This is a genomic window from Paenibacillus durus, assembly GCF_000756615.1.
Lineage (GTDB): Bacteria > Bacillota > Bacilli > Paenibacillales > Paenibacillaceae > Paenibacillus_AQ > Paenibacillus_AQ durus.
Genome location: NZ_CP009288.1, coordinates 1,403,629 through 1,424,595 on the forward strand (window position 1 = coordinate 1,403,629; position 20,967 = coordinate 1,424,595).

Annotated in this window: 13 protein-coding genes; 6 read left to right on the plus strand and 7 right to left on the minus strand. The window is 52.2% G+C overall.

The features are described 5' to 3' along the window. Positions 1 to 79 precede the first annotated feature (79 nt). The 3 genes from PDUR_RS06350 to PDUR_RS06360 all read right to left on the minus strand — a co-directional run bounded on the left by PDUR_RS06350 (position 80) and on the right by PDUR_RS06360 (position 4,207). Positions 80 to 1,246 carry a phosphodiester glycosidase family protein gene (locus PDUR_RS06350; protein WP_042205537.1) on the minus strand — a complete coding sequence of 389 codons (1,167 nt, stop codon included), beginning with the start codon at positions 1,244 to 1,246 and terminating at the stop codon, positions 80 to 82. A 263-nt stretch (positions 1,247 to 1,509) separates the two neighbouring features. Then, positions 1,510 to 2,259 (minus strand): glycerophosphodiester phosphodiesterase, encoded by a 750-nt coding sequence (locus tag PDUR_RS06355; protein WP_042205538.1) that lies wholly within the window; start codon positions 2,257 to 2,259, stop codon positions 1,510 to 1,512. A 259-nt stretch (positions 2,260 to 2,518) separates the two neighbouring features. Then, positions 2,519 to 4,207, minus strand: a complete 1,689-nt coding sequence (locus tag PDUR_RS06360; protein WP_042205539.1) for a glycoside hydrolase family 13 protein — start codon at positions 4,205 to 4,207, stop codon at positions 2,519 to 2,521. A gap of 330 nt (positions 4,208 to 4,537) precedes the next feature. Here PDUR_RS06360 and PDUR_RS06365 point away from each other — a divergent pair, with 330 nt between their 5' ends. Then, positions 4,538 to 7,492 (plus strand): glycoside hydrolase family 66 protein, encoded by a 2,955-nt coding sequence (locus PDUR_RS06365; RefSeq protein WP_042205540.1) that lies wholly within the window; start codon positions 4,538 to 4,540, stop codon positions 7,490 to 7,492. A gap of 115 nt (positions 7,493 to 7,607) precedes the next feature. Here PDUR_RS06365 and PDUR_RS06370 read toward each other — a convergent pair whose 3' ends face one another. The 4 genes from PDUR_RS06370 to PDUR_RS06385 form a co-directional block, all read right to left on the minus strand. Beyond that, on the minus strand, positions 7,608 to 8,426 hold the full coding sequence (locus tag PDUR_RS06370; protein ID WP_025689229.1) for a carbohydrate ABC transporter permease: 819 nt from the start codon (positions 8,424 to 8,426) through the stop codon (positions 7,608 to 7,610). Continuing rightward, positions 8,426 to 9,292: a carbohydrate ABC transporter permease gene (locus PDUR_RS06375; RefSeq protein WP_042205541.1), complete on the minus strand. Its 867-nt coding sequence runs from the start codon at positions 9,290 to 9,292 to the stop codon at positions 8,426 to 8,428. Before PDUR_RS06375 ends, PDUR_RS06370 begins: the two co-directional genes overlap by 1 nt. A gap of 74 nt (positions 9,293 to 9,366) precedes the next feature. Beyond that, a complete protein-coding gene (locus tag PDUR_RS06380) occupies positions 9,367 to 10,617 on the minus strand; it encodes an ABC transporter substrate-binding protein (RefSeq protein WP_042205542.1) in 1,251 nt (416 codons plus the stop codon). A gap of 163 nt (positions 10,618 to 10,780) precedes the next feature. After that, positions 10,781 to 11,785, minus strand: a complete 1,005-nt coding sequence (locus PDUR_RS06385) for a LacI family DNA-binding transcriptional regulator (RefSeq protein ID WP_042205543.1) — start codon at positions 11,783 to 11,785, stop codon at positions 10,781 to 10,783. A gap of 249 nt (positions 11,786 to 12,034) precedes the next feature. Here PDUR_RS06385 and PDUR_RS06390 point away from each other — a divergent pair, with 249 nt between their 5' ends. From PDUR_RS06390 to PDUR_RS06410, 5 genes are all read left to right on the plus strand, one after another. Beyond that, positions 12,035 to 13,003 carry a LacI family DNA-binding transcriptional regulator gene (locus PDUR_RS06390; protein WP_042205544.1) on the plus strand — a complete coding sequence of 323 codons (969 nt, stop codon included), beginning with the start codon at positions 12,035 to 12,037 and terminating at the stop codon, positions 13,001 to 13,003. A 155-nt stretch (positions 13,004 to 13,158) separates the two neighbouring features. After that, on the plus strand, positions 13,159 to 17,307 hold the full coding sequence (locus tag PDUR_RS06395) for a GH32 C-terminal domain-containing protein (RefSeq protein WP_233277492.1): 4,149 nt from the start codon (positions 13,159 to 13,161) through the stop codon (positions 17,305 to 17,307). 70 nt (positions 17,308 to 17,377) lie between these two features. Continuing rightward, positions 17,378 to 18,280: an ABC transporter permease gene (locus tag PDUR_RS06400; protein WP_052410091.1), complete on the plus strand. Its 903-nt coding sequence runs from the start codon at positions 17,378 to 17,380 to the stop codon at positions 18,278 to 18,280. Between the two features lie 17 nt (positions 18,281 to 18,297). After that, positions 18,298 to 19,188, plus strand: coding sequence for a carbohydrate ABC transporter permease (locus PDUR_RS06405; RefSeq protein ID WP_042205546.1), 891 nt, complete (start codon positions 18,298 to 18,300; stop codon positions 19,186 to 19,188). Positions 19,189 to 19,301: 113 nt separating this feature from the next. Continuing rightward, positions 19,302 to 20,948 carry an extracellular solute-binding protein gene (locus tag PDUR_RS06410; RefSeq protein ID WP_042205547.1) on the plus strand — a complete coding sequence of 549 codons (1,647 nt, stop codon included), beginning with the start codon at positions 19,302 to 19,304 and terminating at the stop codon, positions 20,946 to 20,948. Positions 20,949 to 20,967: the final 19 nt, after the last annotated feature.

Sequence of the window (20,967 nt, forward strand, 5' to 3'; positions counted from 1 at the left end):
TTATTCTGATGAAAAAGCGCCCTTCATCCTACAGCAGCAGGATGAAGGGCGCTTGCATGTTCAAATCCGATTCTTGCGATCATTGGGATTTGACGACGATCGCATTGCTGATCAGCCGTCCGGGAGTGGTCAGATAGCCGCCGTTAAAATAAAGACCGCTTGAAGCGCCGCCATCCAGGTTCATCGCCTGCCAGGCGCCCGCCTGTTTCATAATCTGAGCCAATTGGGGGATCGTTGCGCCGCCGGAGGTCACCAGCAGCAGCTTGTGGTCGCGTGTAAGGCCCAGAGCGCTGCGCGCGCCGCCGCCTGTTAAAATTTTGGGATCGCGGAAGCCTTCAGCCGCAACATTAAGGGATACTTTTCCGTCCGTGACCAGCCGTGGACCGGCCTGCAGTCCGCCTTCAAATTCGCCCGCCTGAAAACGGGGCATGAAATTTCCGCCCGGAACCAGCTCAGCCAAGTGGTTGCTGTCGTAGGCGAACACCGCGCGGCGGTCGCCGGGGCTGTTCTTCAGCAGCTTGCCGCCGGCAGCAATATAGCCATAGGGAGCTTTATAGCTCCCTGACGTATAAGCGTTGAAGAACGTGCCGTTAACGGCGGCGATGGCATGGCTGCGCTTCGCTATGCTTCGAAGCTCTTCCACCTTGCCTACGCTTCCGCCCGCGAGCACGACATCCAGCCGGACCTTCGGATGCAGCAGAGGGACGGTTACGATCTGAACGGTGAAGGACCTGCCGCCCACTTTGAACGTTTGGCGTGAAGACGCCGCGGCGGATGATTCCGGACGGATCAAGGCCCCGGTCAATACAGGCAGCCGAAAGGATTTGCCCTGCGCATCCGTAAATCTGACCGAGGCGGTCTCCTTGTCCCACTGAAGCTTCAGCTTAAGCGCATCGCTCACAGCGGCCAGGGGTACATAGACGGTTCCGCTGTCGCTGAAGGGGAGTGCGGCGAGATGAACCGGGTTCTCATTTACATAAGCCCCGTCTTGGCCTGCGAATAGGGTCAGGGATACATTCCCTTGCGAAATGTCAATCCGTTTCAGGGAAGCGTCCCAGGATGTGCTCGTGCCGCTCAATTCATTCAGAACACGAAGCGGGATGAACGAGCTGCCGTTCTTGTCCACCAGAACGACATTTTTGGGTGAAGCGGCAGCCGAATGCGCTGCGGGGAGGGGAAGAATGCAGGATACAGCCATAATCAGAATGAGGAGTAGCAGGAAAGCCGGTTTGTTTGTTGCTGTCATTGAAATGGAATTCTCCTTTGCCGTCTGCGGCGGAACGCCTTCGCGAAAGCCGCGTGTTTAGTCGGTGCATGCAGATGCGCCGTTAATTTAACATCGGATTTTCGGCTAGAAATATTCAGCACCGCTGCGCTTGTTAAGAGAACTGCGGCTGTGAGTCTGGCATGGCGGGGATTGATAAAGGAGGGGATTGATGTGGAATGAGGGATATGCCATGAAAAACGGAAAACCCGGTCCGCCAGCGGTGGAAGGACCGGGTTTTCGATTTACAGGCCTTTGCGCGCCAGCACACCTGAGAGAACATCGGGCACATCCGTAATAATGCCGGCAACGCCCGCGTCAATCAGGAACTCCATCCGCTGCGGATCGTTCACCGTAAACGGATGATAGACAACTCCGCACTGCGCCGCGTCCCGCACGAATTCCGGCAGCACCGCCAAATGATAAGCATGCAGCGCCTTTGCCCCCACGGTGGCGGCATATTCCCACGGGCGGTACAGGCCTTCCATGTAGAGAATGCCGGTCGCAAGATCCGGGGCCAACTGCTTGAAGTAAGCGAGTGAATAATGATTGAAGCTGGAGATGACAACCCGGCTGCTCATGCCGTAAGCCCTAACGGCGGCGATTACTTTCTCCTCCATTCCGGGATAGAGGAAGACTCCGTTCTTAAGCTCGATATTGAGGACCGTGTCTCGATCCAGCAGCAGCTCGAGCAAATCCTCCAGCCGGGGAATCTGCTCGCCTTTGAAGCTGCCGTCTCCGAACCAGGCGCCCGCGTCGAGCGCCTGCAGCTCTTCCAGCGTCTTGTCCTTCACATAACCGCTGCCGTTCGTTGTGCGGCTAAGCTCCTCGTCGTGAATGAGAACAAGCTCTCCGTCCCGGGTCATTTGCACGTCAGTCTCAATACCGGTCGCTCCAAGCGTAAGGCTGTGGCGGAAAGCCGCCATTGTATTTTCCGGGCATACCGCCGAAGCGCCACGGTGCGCGAAATTCAATATTTTAGCCACGTCTCCCATTCCTCCGTCTTCTTATTCCTGCTTAATATAGTTATTCCACATCCATGCCGTAAACCCTATGAGTATAGCTCTATATTGATTCCGGAAAATTAACGGGGAGTAAAAATTTCCATTACGCTGCCAATGGGGAACCGCTGAATATGCGACTCGAAAGTGGATTAAACAAGGGCGGGAAGGCAGAGGGTTGAATAATGAGCAGGGCTGTCCCTCCGGCCATTTTCGATGACTTCGCAGGACAGCCCCATGTCTATTGTTAGGCTTAAACCGTAAACTTATATACTCTGGCTTCGTAAGGGTGAAGTTTCAGGCTGCGGAGATCCGTGTCCTTTTCCGCTTCGTAGTTGGTGATGAGCAGTTCAGGTTCATGAGCTAGGGCCTCAGCCGGAACTTCGAAGCTTGCGGGTTCGCCGAAGAAATTCAGAATCACGAGCAGTCTTTCGCTGCCGAGCGCGCGCTGGTAGGCGAACACCTGCTCATGCTCTCCTGCCAAAATCTTGTAGTCTCCGTACACGATAATGTCATGCTCTTTGCGCAGCTCGATGAGCCGCTTGTAATAATGGAAGATGGAGTCCGGATCGGCCAAGGCGTTCTCCACATTGATTTCCGTATAGTTCGGATTTACCGCCAGCCAAGGCGTCCCGGTCGTGAATCCGGCCTGCGGCTCGCTGCTCCACTGCATCGGCGTACGGCCGTTGTCGCGGCCCTTGATGTAAACCGAGTTCATTATGGCTTCTTCCGCATGTCCCGCCGCCAGATATTCCTCATGCATATTGATAATTTCAATATCCTTGTAATCGCTGATCGAAGCGAATTTTACGTTGGTCATGCCAATTTCTTCACCCTGATAAATATAGGGCGTTCCCTGGAGCGTATGCAGCAGGGTCGCCAGCATTTTGCCCGACTCTCTATGGTAAGCCGTGTCGTTGCCAAATCTGGAGAGCATCCGCGGCTGATCGTGATTGTTCAAATACAGACTGTTCCATCCCTTGCCGTTAAGGTGAATCTGCCATTTGGAGATAATATCTTTAATGTCTTTCAGGCTCCAGGGTTTGCAATCCCATTTGCCGCCGGGGCCCGAATCGACGCCCATCAGCTCGAAATGGAATACCATATTCAGCTCGCCCCGGTCTTCACCTACATATAAAGCGGCATCCCCAGGTGTAACTTCAACCGCTTCGCCAACGGTCATAATGTCGTACTTGGACAAGACTTCACGGTTCATTTCCTGCAGATATTCGTGTACGCGCGGACCGTTGACGAAATATTCGCCGCCGAAGCGGAAGGAGCGGCCCTCCCCGACTTCTTCCGACACGCTGGGCAGTCCGGGCACTTTGGAGATCAGATTGATGACATCCATACGGAAACCGTCGATGCCTTTATCCAGCCACCAGGTCATCATGTCGTACACTTCCCGGCGCACCTTCTCATTCTCCCAGTTCAGATCGGGCTGCTTCGTGGAGAACAGATGCAGGAAGTATTCGTCTGTCCCTTCGTCGTATTTCCAGGCCGAGCCGCTGAAGAAGGAGCCCCAGTCGTTCGGTTCATGACCGTCTTCACCCGGACGCCAAATATAGTAATCGCGGTACGGATTATCCTTCGATTTACGGGATTCTGCGAACCAGGCATGCTCGTCGGAGGAATGGTTCACCACGAGGTCCATAATCAGCTTCATGCCCCGGTCATGCAGGCCCTGAAGGAGAATTTCCCAATCGGCAATCGTGCCGAATTCATCCATAATGTCCTGATAATTGCTGATATCGTATCCGTTGTCGTCATTGGGCGATTTGTACACCGGGCAGAGCCATACGACATCCACGCCGAGCGTTTTCAGATAATCCAGCTTGGAGATAATTCCCTGCAGATCGCCGATCCCATCGCCGTTGCTGTCTTTAAAGCTGCGGGGATATATTTGATAGACTACGCTTTCTTTCCACCATTTGCGTTCCATTATCATTCTCCTTTTCCTGAATGAGTAAACGTTTACGTTAAACTATTCAAAAAATAAATCCCAAATTCCCGTATATCCTTAAACGCTTGCATAAAGGGAGAGAAATGGCGTCGGCTATAAAAGTAAACGCTTACTCAAAGTGTATGCCGCATGACTATTTTTGTCAACTCCAAAGATCTTGACACTCCAAAGATCTTGAGTGGGCAGTTTGGATGAACAACGAAAAAGAACAAAATAGGTTTAGAGATTCATTTACAGAAGAAGGTAAAACGCTATATTCTGAATAGATATTTGTTTTACATAGTAAACTGCTTACGAGGGAGATGGCTTATGAGAACGAAAAAGGCAATAGCGTATTTCGGTGTGCTGCTCATGCTGGTTCAGACCTCTACAATCGGCTATGGCCGAGTCGGAACGGCTTCGGCTGCAGCTGCGGACACTCCGCCAGAACATAGAATCACGAAGATGATTCCTTCTAAGGCCCGATTTGCTCCGGGTGAATCCGCCGAACTCATTCTGACGCTGGGTCAATCTGCCGGCTGGAGCGGCAAGCTTCATCTGCAAATTTATCAATTGAACACCTTGGTGGCCGAAGGCGTAAAGGAATTGACGGTTCAGAAGGACGGAAGCGCCGGGCTCAAAGTGGATTGGACTCCGCCAACCGGAGATTTTAAAGGCTATATGGCCAAGGCTTGGATCGAAGGGGCGGCGGCTGATGATTATGTGACCGCGGCGATCGACGTTTCCAGTGATTGGACCCATTTTCCGAGATACGGCTATGTGGCCGATTTTCCGAAGGAGACGGCAGCCGAAAGCGATGCGAAACTCAAAGAGCTTTCCCAGGAGTATTATCTTAATGCCTACCAGTTCTATGACTGGATGTGGCGGCATGACGTATCCGTATACTCGAAGACCGACAAGAACGGAAAGCCGCTGCTTGATGCGAACGGACGCTTCATTACATCACCGGTCGATGAGAATTCGAGCTATACCGACCTGCTCGGGCGGCTCCTGTATCCGCTGACCATCAAGCAATCCGTATCGGCCGCTCAGAAGTACGGCTCCGCGGCTATGGCTTACGAAATGAACTATGCCGCGCGCGAGAATTATCAGGACTTTGGCGTCAAGCCGGAGTGGGGACTGTATAACAAAACAGCGACCGAATCCAGAACGCCGCAAAAGGATCAGGTCGGCTTTAATTTCGACGGAGTAAAGCCGCATCCGACGGCGCTTTATCTGCAGGACCCCGGCAATCCGCAGTGGCAGTCTTACATCACGCAGCAGTATGTCCGGGCCATCAACGATTACGGCTTTGACGGTATTCATTTGGATCAGTGGGGCGCAAACGACAATGATTATTTGCTTGGCTACGACGGAACCAACCGTTACTACGCGAAAGATTTTGATAAAATCATCAATGCGGCCAAAGACGCTCTTAAGGCGAACAATGCGAACAAAAGTAATGTTACCTTCAATATGGTCGGAGGCAATAAAGGCTACAGCGCGGTGCCGAATCCGAACACGAAGACCGACTTCGATTATAGCGAAATCTGGCAGGATCAGGACAAGTATAAGGATCTTCAGCAGGTCGTCGGTGAGACCCGCGAAGCCGACGGCGGCAAGGCGATGGTTATCGCAGGCTATATGAATTACAAGCAGGCGACCGGCGTTCATTATGACGGTTCCGAGGCGAAATCTGTGCCGCCTTTGGCCCTGGATAAAGATACAATATTGAACTTCGGACAGCCCAATGACACCGTATCATTCGATGTGGACGTGCCGCAATCAGGGGAAACTTCCTTGATCTACACCTATTCCAATGGAGGAACGGGGACAAGCCGGGCCGTGTATATTGACGGGGCAAGGGCGGCTGATTTGAACGGAGGGCCTGCCCGAATCTATTTCTCTCCAACGGATAACAGCAGCTCCTACAGCCAGGACGGATATTTTATCGTTCCGCATCTTGACGCAGGGAAGCACAGGGTAACACTCAAAATGGACGAGGAGAGCGGCAACGGCAGCATCAACATCAGAAGCCTGACATTAGGTTACTTCAATGAACCGTCACTGCGCCTGATGGACGCCGGACTCGCGGCTCTGGGAGCCACGCATATCGAGATCGGCACCGCCGAGAATTTCGAGGAAGGCCCGAATATGCTTGCCCATGAATACTATCCGAACCGAAGCAAGAAGATGCTGGAGTCGACGAAGGAATCCATGAAGGAGTATTACAAGTTCAACGCGGCTTATGAGAATCTGCTGTTTGACAGCAAGGCGGATCCTGCCGCATCGGTAGGCGTGGAAGCTAGCGGCGGCAGGCTTGCAACCAGCAGCAGCGGAGCTCAGGATACCATTTGGACCACCGTGCGGAAGAATCATTCGAATACCGGGTTTAAACGCTACGATGTACTGCACCTTATCAATCTGCTGAACAATGATGATAACTGGAGAAACGCCGCCAATGAGCCGATTCTGCAGAATAATCTTAAAGTGACTTATGAAATCGGAATAACGAAAGAGGCTGCGCCGAACCTAAAGGTATATGCCGCCAGCCCGGATACCAATCATGGCATGCCGGAGGAGCTGAAGTACACATGGAATGGAACCCGTCTCATAATTGATCTGCCATCATTAAAATATTGGACCATGATTTATATCGACAAAGCAGACAGCGGGGGCGGTACGGTGAGCGCAGAACCAAGCCATTTGAGCAGTTTTACCGTACTCGCTTACGATAAGTCCTATTCGGATGTCGCCCCCAACCACTGGGCTTACCAAGCGATCCGTTCCTTATCGGAGAAGCATGTAATTAACGGAATGACGGATACCACATTTGTTCCGTCGGCTAAGGTTACACGCGCCCAGTTCGCCGCGCTGCTGGCTAGAGCGCTCCATTTGCAGAGTACGGGCCAAGCCCCATTCCAAGATGTAAAGGCGGGGGCCTGGTATTCATCCGGCGTTGCTGCAGCTTATGAAGCCGGAATTATTACCGGACGCGGCGCCGGCAAGTTCGCGCCAAGCGAAGCCATTACACGGCAGGAAATGGCGGTCATGCTGGCCAAAGCATTCGAGCGGGCGGGCGGCGGCGATACGGCGAACGGCCAGAGCCTGACGTTCCGGGATCGCGGGCATATTGCGGCATGGGCGCTCCCGGCCGTGCAATCCGTTATCGGTACTGGACTCATGGCCGGACAGGCGGACGGACACTTTGCTCCGGTACAGACGGCTACCCGCGCGGAAGCGGCCCAGGCTATCGCCAATCTGTTGAACAAGTCAGTCCAATGATTGAATGAAGCAACTGGTTAACAATCAGCATAAAACCCTCCCTGAACGATAGTAACGGGAGGGTTTTATCGTAAGCTTGGACCGTCCATTGCATGAATGGCCATAGCGTATTTGCTTATTTGATTGCACCCTGCGTAATACCGCTGATGATCCATTTTTGCGCGGACAGATAGACAACAACCATCGGCAGCAGCGCCAGCAGGTAAGAGGCGAAAGCCAGATTGAAGTCAGTGCTGAATTGCCCTTGGAACACGTACTGCACAAGCGGCAGCGTGTATTGGCTCGGATCGGCCAGCAGAATGAGCGGGAGCAGGAAGTCGTTCCAGGTCGACAAGCTGGACAGAATAATGATCGTTGCGCTGATCGGTCCGAGCAGCGGGAAAATAATCTTCCAGAAGGTTCCCCAGGTCGATGTGCCGTCCACCGTGGCGGCTTCTTCCAGCTCAAGCGGAATGGAACGGATATATCCGACATAGACGAACACGTTGAACGGAAGACCGTATACGATGTACAGGAGAATGAGACCGGGAATATTGTTCATGCCGAGATCGGTTGTTACCTTGACCACAGGCAGCATGATGATCTGAAAGGGAATGAACATGGCGCTGACAAAATACAGATACAGAAGCTTGAAGAATCTCCGGTTCATATTTCTTGCTATGGCATAGGAGACGAGCGAATTGGTCAGCAGGATAAATCCAACCGAAACAATGGTGATGACTGCGCTGTTCTGAAGGGCATGGAAGAAATCAGTCGCTTTTATGGCGTTGCTGAAATTCTCAAAATGCAGCCCGGTCGGCAGCGAGAAAATAGACTGTGCCATTTCTTCGGGATTCTTGAGCGCGATGCCGACCGTCATGTACAGCGGGAACAGAATGAGGATCGAACCGAGCGCAATGAGGGCGGTCGCCAACCAGTTTGTATTTTTTCTCATTACAGGTCCATCTCCCGTCTTTGTAGTACTTTAATCTGAAAGAGAGAAATCGCTACGATAACGATAAAATAGATGACGGCATTCGCGGATTGATATGCAAATTCCCCGCCAGTAAATCCGCCAGTATAGATCAGGTGGGCGATCGACTGGGTGGAGCGCCCCGGTCCGCCTCCGGTCAAAGCGACGATCTGGTCAAAGATCATAAGTCCGCCCTTCATGGCCAGAACCATGTTGATGGTGAAGAAGGAGGCAAGCATCGGGAAGGTAATGCTCCAGAACTCTCTCCATTTGCTGGCTCCATCCAGACTGGAGGCTTCATACAGATCCGCGGGAATCGTCTGCAGGCCGGCAAGATAGAGGATAGTGTTATAAGCGATGCCCTGCCAGACGCCGACGATAACGATACCCACCCATGCCCAGTCAGGGTTGCCGAGAATATTTTGCGACAGGAAATCGCTTCCAAGCTTTGCGCCCCATATAGTAAAGGCATTGGAGAATAAGTAGTTAAAAATGTAGCCGACAATCAGGACGCCGAGCACATTCGGCAGAAAGTACACACTGCGGAAGAAATTCTTGGCTTTAATCTTGGCATTCAGTCCCAGTGCGATCAGGAGACTGATGACATTGATAAGAATGGTAGCCGCAATGGCGTATTTAAAGGTGAAGAAGTAAGCATTGTACACGTTCTCATCCTTGAACACATTGATGAAGTTCTTCAAGCCGACAAAGCTATACCCGTCACTGAATCCGTCCCAGTTGGTAAAGGAGTAGAAAATACCTTGAAGAGCGGGGAAGGTATGAAAAGCAAAAAACAGGAACAGCGCGGGTATGGTCATCAAATAATATGCGATCCGGCGTTTAGCCATTGTTCCGTCCTCCTCAAAGAAGTGCCGGAGAGAGAAGAGAGGTCTTCTCCTCCAGCAGTCTTAAGCTTGTAACTTTATTTGCGGTTGGCAACTTTATCCCATTCCGTATCCAGCTTGCTTGTAAAAGCGTCAACGTCTTTCTTTTGCAGGAATTCTTGGAGAAGCGTATCGATCTTCATGGCAGCCGGAATGTAGTGGTCGGAGAAGTCAACGAGATTGCCTTGAGTAAAGGCCTCTTTCAAGCCTTCAACGGCTTTGTCATCTTGAGTTACACCCGTAATAGTCGGGAACGCTTTTTGCTCGGTGATGTATTGGGTGACACTTTCCGGCTGCAGCATGAACTCGATGAATTTCTTCGCTTCCGCTGGATGTTTGGACGTTTTGGAAACGGCCAGCAGCGTATCTACACCGGTAACGAGCTTGTTCTTGGACGGATCATTGGTTGCGGGAAGCACGAATACGCCCAGATCGATCGAAGGGTTGGCCTTTTGAATTTCAGGAATTGCCCATACGCCCTGCAGATACATAGCCGCTTCACCCTTGGCGAAAGCCACGTTGCCGTCATTGTAGGTTTTTCCAAAAATATCCTTCTGCGCATATTCGGTCAATTGAAGCTGCTTCTGTGCGACTTCATTAATGGTGCCCGCGAATTTGGCGGAGCCGGCTTGGCGCTGTCCATAGAAGTCGATGCCTACAATGCTGCTGCTCAGCGCATTAAATGCAGGCAGGGTCGTCCAGGAATCCTTAAGCGTTATATAAAATGCGTTCTTGCCGGCCGCTTTGAATTTCTCGGCAACCGCGATGAACTCATCCCAGGTCTTTGGAACCTCTGCGCCCACTTCGGCGAACATGGCTTTGTTGTAGATAACACCGTTGGCATTGGCGGCGAACGGAACGCCGTTCAATTGATTGTTGGCGGTATAGTTCTTCAGCATGTCGGCATAGGCCGGCTGAATATTTTTGACAACGGGATCACTGGAGAGATCTTCGAACAAACCGCCGGTTGCAAGGCTCTTGAACGTATCCGTTGCACCGATGCCGACAACATCCGGAATATTCTTCTTCGCGGCGCGTGTCTTGAGAACGGTTTCTGCGTCAGGCGGATTTACCTGCGTAACGACGATATTGGGATTGGCTTCATTAAACTTGGCGACCAGTTTATCGAAGGAGGTTTTCGCTTCCGCTTTGTTCTGGAAGAACTCAATTTTAACTTTGCCCGAGGAGCTGCCGCCGTTTGCGCTGTTGTCCGAGGAACTGTTGCCGCAGGCGCCCAGCAATGACATAGCGAGCATACCTGCAAGTACGGTTGTAATTCCTTTTTTCATGTCAAATCCCCCTAAACTGAAATTTTATTGTAGAGTGCGGTGACGTAAACGTTTAACCTTCTAACCTGCGCAATCCCGGCTGTTCCACTTCTAATGTCACAATCCACGAAAGGCAAACGTTTGCATTTCCAGTTAAACGTTTACGTTATATTGATAAAAAGACTTAGGTAAGCGTTCTTACCGTCTGTCTTTCTACAATCGAATGAGAGACAATGATTCCTTCCGCCGTTTCGCCTGTTTCGATACTACGGATCAGTGTTTCGGCGGCGATTTTGCCCATCTCTTGAAGCGGTTGGCTAACCGTTGTCAATGGAGGAACTACCATGTTAGACAGTTGAAGGCCGTCAAATCCAATGACGGAAAGATCATCGGGAACCTTAAGCCCGTGCCTCGAAGCGGCGGATAGAACGCCAATCGCCATTTCGTCGCTGGCCGCGAATATGGCGGTGATATCGGGGGCGGTTCGCAGCAAAGTTTCCAAAGCTTTGCATCCGCTTTCAAATCTGAAATCACCGTGTACGAGATACCGTTCATCGATAGGGATCCGATGTTTCCGAAGCGCTCTCAAATAACCGTCCATGCGAGGAGCCCCGGTTAATACATCGTTTTCGGTGCCGGCGATCATGGCAATCTTGCGATGCCCTCTGTTAATGAGATACTCCACCGCATCGCAGGCGGCCAAACGATCATTGATCGTCACATAAGGAATTGCCGGATAGTTGCTCTGCGAAGAGATGAGAACGACCGGAATCTTCATGCTTTTGATAGTCTCATAGTACTCATCCTTCAGCATGCTGCTGGAAAAAATAATGCCGTCAACCTGCTTTTCCCGCAGAAGCTGCAAGTATTTCATCGTTCGCTTTTCCTCGCCGTCCGTGTTGCAGACCAGAACACTGTAATTTCGGCTGTGGGCGAAATCCTCAACCCCCTGAAGAATATCCGAGGAAAACGAGCTTGACACATTGGGAAACAGGACACCGAGCGTCTGCGTACGCTTATTGATTAAGCCGCGTGCAATCGCGTTAGGCTGGTAGCCGAGCTCTCGAATGGCCTCATTAACCCTTTGTTTCGTTTTGTCGGAATATCCGCCCAAATTGTTCAGCACACGGGAAACCGTAGCGATGGAAACGTTCGCCATTTTAGCGACATCTTTAATTGTGGGATTCATGCGGGTTCCCCCCAATACGGCTAACAGCTGTAGTTAAGCGCTTTCTATCAAGTTTAATGACTTTTTACAGATAACGTAAACGCTTAACTAAAATATAAACCTGAACTGCCGACCTGTCAATAAAATTGAAAAAAAACTCATGAGGATATTTAATGAAAAAATATAAAAACGCTTCATATTCGATATTGAAACGTTTCCAATTTAGTGTTATGATAGCGCTATCAAAGATGTTTTTAGTGGAGGAAGCTCATGGCTAGTATTAAAGATGTCGCGAATTTGGCAGGTGTCGCCGTCGGTACGGTCTCCAGAGTCATTAACAACGCCCCGGCGGTAAAGCCGGCAACCCGGGACAAAGTCATGGCGGCTATCAAGCAATTGAATTATGTGCCGGATGAGGTCGCGCGGAATTTTAAGATGCAGAAGTCCAAGATGGTAGCCCTGATGCTGCCAAGTATTTGGCATCCGTTTTTTTCCGAGCTTGCCTACTATATTGAAGATGAGCTCGACCAGGGCGGATTCAAGCTGATGCTGTGCAACAGCGGGGGCAAGCCCGAGAAGGAATTGTATTACTTCGATATGCTGAAGCAGAACAAGGTGGCGGGAATTGTCGGGATTACCTACAACGATATTGAGAACATCGTAAGCACGGATATCCCGATCATCAGCATCGACCGGCATTTCAACAAGCAGATTACCTGCGTGACCTCAGACAATTTCGAGGGAGGAAGAATCGCGCTCAGAGAGCTGGTCAAGGCCGGTGTGAAGAAGCCCGCATTCCTTGGCAATGTGCCTTCCGTATACAGCGAGACCGTACTTCGAAGGGAAGGCTTCGTGCATGAAGCGGAGGCCCTTGGCGTTCCCTACGCCGTATACGAAGAACCCGATCCGCTTCGGGATGAGGATAAATATTACAGCACGTTCCTGCGGCAGCATCAAGATATTGACGGCGTATTCGCCATCACGGATATGACTGCGGCCAAATATATCGAGAAAGCCAAGCAGGCTGGGATTCGCGTTCCGGAGGATGTGAAGGTAATCGGCTACGATGGCATCCAGGACCATCCCTTTTTCCATCCTCTGCTATCCACGATCCGTCAGCCTGTGGAAGAGATGGCGAGAACGGCAGTAAGGCTGCTGCTTAAGAAAGTGGAAGGGAAAAGCTTGGACCGTGAAGTCTTCCGTATCCCTGTAACCTATAGAGCGGGAGAGACGACCTGAATTTTAAAAATCGAACAAAAGTATTATTGGAAACGAACGCATGAAAGCGAGGATCTGCATTGCCGGTTGCGGGAGCACAGGCTGGGTAAGGCCGGTAAGGCCGTTTCTTCCAGCAAAAATTGGAAACGTTTCAAAAACAAAAATGAAGGCAGCAAATGATTAACCTCATAGATGATGTAATAGCTGAGAAGGAGATGACGGCCCGTCAGAACATCAACAAGGTAAAAAGAATAATGGGTGAAGAGGACAAACACAAAACGAAGGGGGAAAAAGGATTCATGCACTCCAAACCGAGGCGCCAGTCCATGTGCCGTCTGCTTGCCATTCTTGCATTTCTTTATTTGATCCCGGTTCATACACCTGCCGCCAAAGCCTATTCGAATTCGATCACAAATCCCGGGTTTGAGACGGGGACGCTTTCAGGCTGGACGATTGAGAGCGGGGATGCGTTCAGCTCGGGCGATGTGACGAGCGACACCGATTATTGGAACCGGCAGAAATTCAACCAGCATAATTTTTGGCATATTTGGGGCGGACACGGCGACAATGCGAAAGTGGGCGTACTCAAATCCGAAACGTTCACCTTGGCGGGCGACGGGCACATCGACTTCCTTGTCGGAGGGGACAGCGACATCAACAATCTTTATGCGGCCTTGGTTGATAGCGCTACCAATACAGAGCTGTTAAAGGCCACGGGCAACAATACAGACACCTATTCCCTACAAAGCTGGGATGCTTCGGCTTATGTGGGAAAGGTTGTGTACATCAAGCTTGTCGATAACTCGGCAGCGGGGCACCTCAATATCGATGACATCAACGTTCCCCCAAGCGCCTCTTTGAACGATCATGTTGAGCCGGCTCTGTATAATCACGATTTCGAGCAGTCGGATCTGAACCCTGGCGAAATTAGGGGCTGGATTAATGTCAGCGGCGACGCGTTCGCCCCAAGCAGCCTGGTCCATGAGAATAATTATAGCCCAGGAGGAAAATTCAATCAGGAGGGCAGTTACCATCTGTGGGGATTTAAAGACGGCGGCGACGCCCAGACCGGGTCCATTAAATCCGAAACGTTCACGCTGGGAGGCAATGGCGGGATTGATTTTCTCATAAACGGAGGAAGGGACATCGCCAACCTCTACGTCGCGCTGGTCAAGGCATCCGATGGTCAAATCCTGTTCAAGGAAACCGGACGGAATTCCGAAGCGTTTCAGCGGGTGTTCTGGGATGCTTCCGCCTACATCGGTCAGGATGTCTATATCCGCATCGTCGATCAGGCGACAGGCGGCTTCGGGCATATCGGCGCAGACGACTTCCATGTCTACAATTCGCAGTACGCCGGCGGGCTGGTTGGCTATTGGAAATTGAACGAAGCTTCCGGCAAGACGACAATGGAGACGGTGTCGGGCATAGCGGACCCGGTATCGTATCATCTGAACACCGGAGTATATCAAGCGGCTCAGGACCCGCTCTGGCGGAGCGACGGCATCAGCGGCGGGGCGCTTCTATTCGACGGGTATTCCACCTGGGTTACACGGACCGCGAACAATATCCCGACACCAAGCAAAGCGATCACGGTAGGAGCTTGGGTGGCGCCGCGAAATTTCGAGCATGGAGACGAGGGACGCTTGTCCGCGATTGTGAACCAGCATAACCGGGAAGCGAAAGAAGGCTTTATTCTCGGCAATTGCCGTCATGGCACCTGGGGCTTTCAGTTCGGCACGGGCAGCAACTGGCGAGAAATCAAGACTGACAGTGAGCTGCCGCTTGATGAGTGGTCCTACGTTGTCGCGACTTACGAGAGCTCAACGGGTAAGGCTGCGCTTTACCTTAACGGAAGTCTGGTAACCACGGCGGATTTCACTCCCGGCGAAGCCATCGTTCCAAGCGATACGGATCTCTTTATCGGCAAAAATAATCAGGGATTCTGGCTGTACGGCTTCAATCTGAATGCCTTTAGCGGACTTATCGATGAAGTGAAAATTTACAATCAGGCGCTCAGCGCGGCCGATGTGCAGAGCGCGTATAACGCATACAGCAGCGCGCTTGGCGGCAATCTGCCGACGGCGAATAACCGGATGGACCGCAGCATCTATCAGGATGACGTTCAAAGGCCGCAATATCATGCGGAGCCGCCGTCAGGCTGGCAGAATGAACCGGGCGGACCGATTTACTTCAATGGGCAATACCACGTATTTTACCAGAGCAACCCGCGCGGGCCGTTCTGGAACCACATCCGCTGGGGGCACTTGGTCAGCAGCGATATGGTGCATTGGCGCGATGCTAAAGACGCCGTGATTCCGGAGAAAAACGCCGTCGATCCCGACGGGGCATGGGCCGGCGGTTCAGTGCTTGACGGAAATAATATTCCCGTAATCTTCTATACGGCGGGCGACGACCGCCGAACGCCTAACCAGCGGATCAATATCGCCCGCAGCAATTTCGGGGTGGATCAGGATAATGATCTGAACCATTGGATCAAAAGCCCGACAGTTGTCGTCGACCAGCAGCCCGGCGAAGGCATTATGGGCGAGTTCCGCGATCCGTTTGTCTTCAAGGACGGGGACACATGGTTCATGCTTGTAACCTCCGGCAAGAAAGACGGTTCCGGGAACGATATCGGCGGCACGGCGCTGGTCTATTCTACGACCGATCCGACGCTGGAGAGCGGCTGGACGTTCAGAGGAGACCTATATGTCGGCGATTACGGCGCCTATCCGGAGACGGGGCGCGTGTGGGAGCTTCCGAATCTGCGGCCGCTTGGCAGCAGCGGCAAATATATATTCATGATCAACCCGGCGAAAATGGCGCGAGGCGAATATCAGTCCCGATACACCTATTACTGGATCGGTACATGGAACCCGGCCACGGCCAAATTCGTTCCGGATGATCCGGCGCCGCAGCTGCTTGACGTCGGGGAGCATTTCACCGGACCGGCAGCCGGCTTGACACCGGATGGCCGCACCGTTATTTATTCCATCGCCCAGGGGCGAAGAACGGCGACCATGGACTATAACGCGGGCTATGCGCATAATTTCGGGCTGCCGCTGAATGTCTACCTCCGTCCGGACGGCAGACTCGGAGAAGAGCCGATTGCGGAACTGGAGTCGCTTCGCGGCACGCAGCTAGTCAATATTACTACCGACACGGGCTTCTCCGCGGCGAACACAGAGCTCTCCGCCATCAACTCGGATATGTACGAGATCGAAGCGGAAATCGATCCGGGAAGCGCCAACGAAGTGGGCTTCAGCCTCCGCCGCTCGCCCGGCGCGGAAGAAGAGACGATTGTGTATTACAAGAAGAGCTCGAAGGAATTCTTTGTGAACCGGACCAAATCCAGTCTGAATCCCGATGTGGAGAAGTGGTACCAGGGAGGAGTCGTAGATATTGGATCGGAGAACATCAAGCTGCGCATCTTCGTTGACCGCTCCATGGTGGAATCGTACTTGAATGGATTGAAGTCGCTTACAACCCGTGCATATCCGACCCGCGCCGACGCCAAAGGAATCCGGCTCTGGGCCAATGCCAATTCGAATACCGTCGTCGTGAAATCATTGAGGATTTGGGCGATGAACTCGGCATACGGCGCCGTGAATCCAACGGGAGTCACGCTGCCTGCGAGCAAGACCATTATCCAGGGCGACAGCCAGCTTGTGCTTGCCACCGTCAGCCCCGCGAACGCCACGAACAAGGATGTTATCTGGACATCCAGCAATCCGGCAGTCGCGACCGTGGTGAACGGGAAGATCACGGCGAAGACCGCCGGCAATGCCACAATCACCGCGAAGACCCGGGTGGGCAATTATACCGCAACGACAGCGGTTACCGTCACGGCGGAACCGGCGCATGGCGAACTGACGAACCACGAGTTCGACAATCAGTTGACCGGCTGGACGGTTGTATCCGGCGATGCGTTCTCCAGCCAGGACGTCACGTCGGACGACAATTGGGGCTGGGGCGGACCGTTTAACCAAAGCGGCGGCAACCATCTTTGGGGCGTAAAGGATGGAAATGATGCCCAGACGGGAGTTTTGAAATCCCAGACCTTTACGCTCGGCGGTAATGGACAGATCAATCTGCTAGTCGGGGGCGGCAACAACTATTATGACCTCTATATCGCACTGGTCCGTTCCTCGGACGGCAAGGAGTTGTTCAAAGCCACCGGTCTTGACCAGGAATCCTACAACCGCGTCTATTGGGATGCTTCCGATTATATCGGTACGGCATGCTATATCAAGATTGTAGATAACGCAACGGGCGGCTGGGGCCATATCAACGTGGACGACGTGAACGTGCCGGTGCAGTAAGCTTGCGGGCAGCGGCAAGTTCCTCACGCGCCGCTGCCTGCGTACCATCGAATTGCCAGGGGGAGTCAATATGAGAAAACTGAAAGCTGCCCGAAAGAATTGGGAACTGTATTTGCTGCTTATTCTGCCTGTAGCCTACTTCATTATTTTTCGGTATGTCCCGATGTACGGCGTGCAGATCGCTTTTAAAGACTTTACGCCGCGCGCCGGAATTTGGGGGAGCCCCTGGGTGGGATTTCAGTATTTCCGGGAGTTTTTTGAATCGTATAACTTCTGGACGATCATCAAGAACACGATTCTGCTTAGCCTCTTGAACCTGCTGATTTCCTTTCCCATTCCCGTGATCATCGCCATTCTGCTGAATCAATTGGCCCGGGAGAAGTTGAAGAAGTTCGTTCAAACTGTAATCTATGCCCCTTATTTCATCTCCACCGTTGTGCTTGCCGGCATGATCATTGTGTTTCTGTCGCCGAACAGCGGGCTGATCAATCATATCATCGGAGCGTTCGGCGGGGAGCCGGTGCTGTTCATGTCCGAAGCCGGCTGGTTCCGCCCGATTTATATCATGAGTACGGTTTGGCAGGAGACCGGGTTCGCCACCATTATTTATTTGGCCGCACTGGCCGGTATCGACCCCCATCTTCATGAAGCCGCCGTAGTAGACGGGGCGAACAAATGGCAGCGCATCCGTCATATCGACCTGACCGGGATTCTTCCCACCATTACCGTGCTGTTTATTCTGGCCGTAGGCAACTTGATGAACGTAGGATTTGAGAAGGCCTTTCTGCTGCAAACCGACCTCAATATCGACGCGTCGGAGATCATCTCCACCTATGTGTACAAAATCGGCATCCAGCGCGCGCAGTACAGCTTCTCGGCGGCAATCGGGCTGTTTAACGCGGCCATCAATCTGGTGCTCCTGCTTATCGTAAACCGGGCAGCCAAAAAAATAAGCGGGAACGGATTGTTTTAGAAAGGGGGAGATAGAGTATGTTTACAATGAAACGCAAGCTGAAAAGCGATATTGCTTTCGATGTGGTGAATTTCATCGTACTGGGCGGATTTACGCTGATGATTCTATATCCGCTTTATTTTATCGTAATCGCTTCTATAAGCGACCCGAACCAGATTTATGTGGGCAACGTATGGCTGTGGCCCAAGGAGATTACCTTTGACGGCTACCGGCGGATTTTCAGCGATAACACCATTTGGATCGGTTACCGGAACTCCTTGTTATACGCCGCACTCGCGGCTGTCATCAGTTCGGTTCTGACCGTTATGGCGGCTTATCCGCTGTCGCGCAAAGATCTTTACGGCCGGAACGTCTTCATGATGATTTTTGTCGTCACCCTCTTTTTTAACGGCGGAATTATCCCGACCTATCTGCTTGTCAAAAATCTTCACATGATCAATACCATTTGGGCGGTTGTGCTTCCTGGAGCGGTGGACGCGTTCGCCATCATTATCGCACGGACGTTCTTCCAGAGCTTGCCCGATGAACTCCGGGAGGCGGCTGCCATCGACGGGTGCACCAATCTGCGCTACATCTGGAGCGTTGTCGTGCCGTTGTCGAAACCGATCATCGCCGTGCTTGTGCTGCTCGCTGTGGTCCGCCAGTGGAACGGTTTCTTTGACGCCCTGATTTATGTGAACGATTCGTCGCTGTATCCGCTGCAGCTCATTTTGAGGAACATCCTGATCCAGAACCAGCCTTCCGGGGATATGCTGACGGACATTACGACGCTCGTAGCCCAGCAGAAGGTGACCGAGCTGATTAAATTCGGAGTCATTATCGTAGCGGCGCTCCCATTGCTCACGCTGTATCCGCTGCTCCAACGCTATTTTGTCAAAGGCGTCATGATCGGTTCAGTCAAGGGATGAGATGAAGCCGGAGGCTGTCATGCCAACGCGCTGAAAGGAGGTGGGGCCAGGACATTGTAAGGGTGGCAAGCGTCTGCATAGGGCAAGTCATCATAAGGGAGGTTTGATTTGCAATGAATAGAAAAATGTCCATGTTAATCGTGGCGGTATTGTGTGCTTCCACCGTACTTACGGCATGCAGCGGCAACAACGCTTCAAACAATACTCCGGCGGCATCGAGTGCCGCATCGGGTGATGCAAGCAGCGGTGACACCACAGGTTTCCCGCTTAAGGAGAAGCTGACGCTGAAGGCGGTGGCGAAGCGTCCGGCGCTGGCGCCGAGCGATTTCAACGATTTTGAAATGGCGAAGCGGATGGAGTCGGAGACGAATGTCCATGTGGAATGGACCACCATCGTCGATACGGATTATGACCAGAAGAAAAACCTGCTGCTGGCAAGCGGCGATTTGCCAGATATGTTCTACGGAGCCGCCTTTACGGACACTGAACTGCTGCATTACGGCCAGGACGGCACCATTATTCCGCTTAACGATCTGATCGACAAGCATATGCCTAACCTGAAAGCGCTCTTTGATAAGCGGCCGGACATCAAGGCGCTCGTTACGGCTCCTGACGGCAACATTTACTCTCTCCCGGTAGGCGAGGAGCTGGGCAGCGGGCAGGAGGATATCGGCGCCAATCCGGACTTTCTGTATGTTAACTCGGACTGGTTGAAGAATCTGGGCCTTGAAATGCCGAAGACTTTGGAGGAATACCACAATGTATTGAAAGCGTTTAAAGATAAAGACCCGAACAAGAACGGCAAGAAAGACGAAATTCCGCTCTCCTTCATCAACGCCTATTGGACCGGGGATATCGGCTATCTGTTCGGCGCGTTCGGCGAACCCGACAAAACTTATCAGCCGGGGAATAACACTTACTCCGAGCATCTGAACGTCAAGGACGGAAAGGTATACTACGCCGCTCTGCAGCCGGGATACAAAGAGGCGGTAAAATATTTTCACACCTGGTTTGAAGAAGGTCTTGTCGATATCGAAGCCTTCACTCATAACGATGCGCAGTATTTGGCAAAAGGCAAGACGCAAGATGAAACGCTGGGCTCCTTCCTTTGGTGGGACCGCACCGACGTTGTCGGCGGGGAGCGGGATGATCACTATCCGATCGTGCCGCCATTTAAAGACCTGGTAGTGAAATGGAATAACGGTTCGGCAATCAATAGAAGCGGCAGTGTCATTACGGAAGCGAACAAGAATCCGGAAGTGACCGCCGAATGGCTCGACAAGCTGTACGAACCGGTCACGGCGGCGGAAGTCCATTGGGGACCGATCGGCACATGGTTTGAGAAAGACGCGAATGGACTGCTCGTTCAGAAGAAAGATATCGAGAACCCGGGCGAATTCCGGCGGACGGTCTCTTTGGGAGGAGCGGGCGTTATTACAGGAGAAGATTTCGAGAAGATAGTCGCTCCGGAACCGCGCGCGAAACAGCGGATGGATGACATCAAGAATATTTTCGTGCCGCAAATGGAAAAAGAGCATTTCCCGCTTATTTTCTTCACGGATCAAGAATTGCAGACGATTGACCGCCTGAAACCGGAAATCCAGACCTACACGAACAAAATGCGCGCCCAGTGGCTGATGGACGGCGGCGTGGATGAAGGCTGGGATAAATACACCGCCGATCTGAAAAAAATGGGCATCGAGGATCTGATGAAGGTCTATCAGGACGGCTACGATCGCTATTTGAAAGCTCAGAAATAACAGTTTATTACAGCAATCC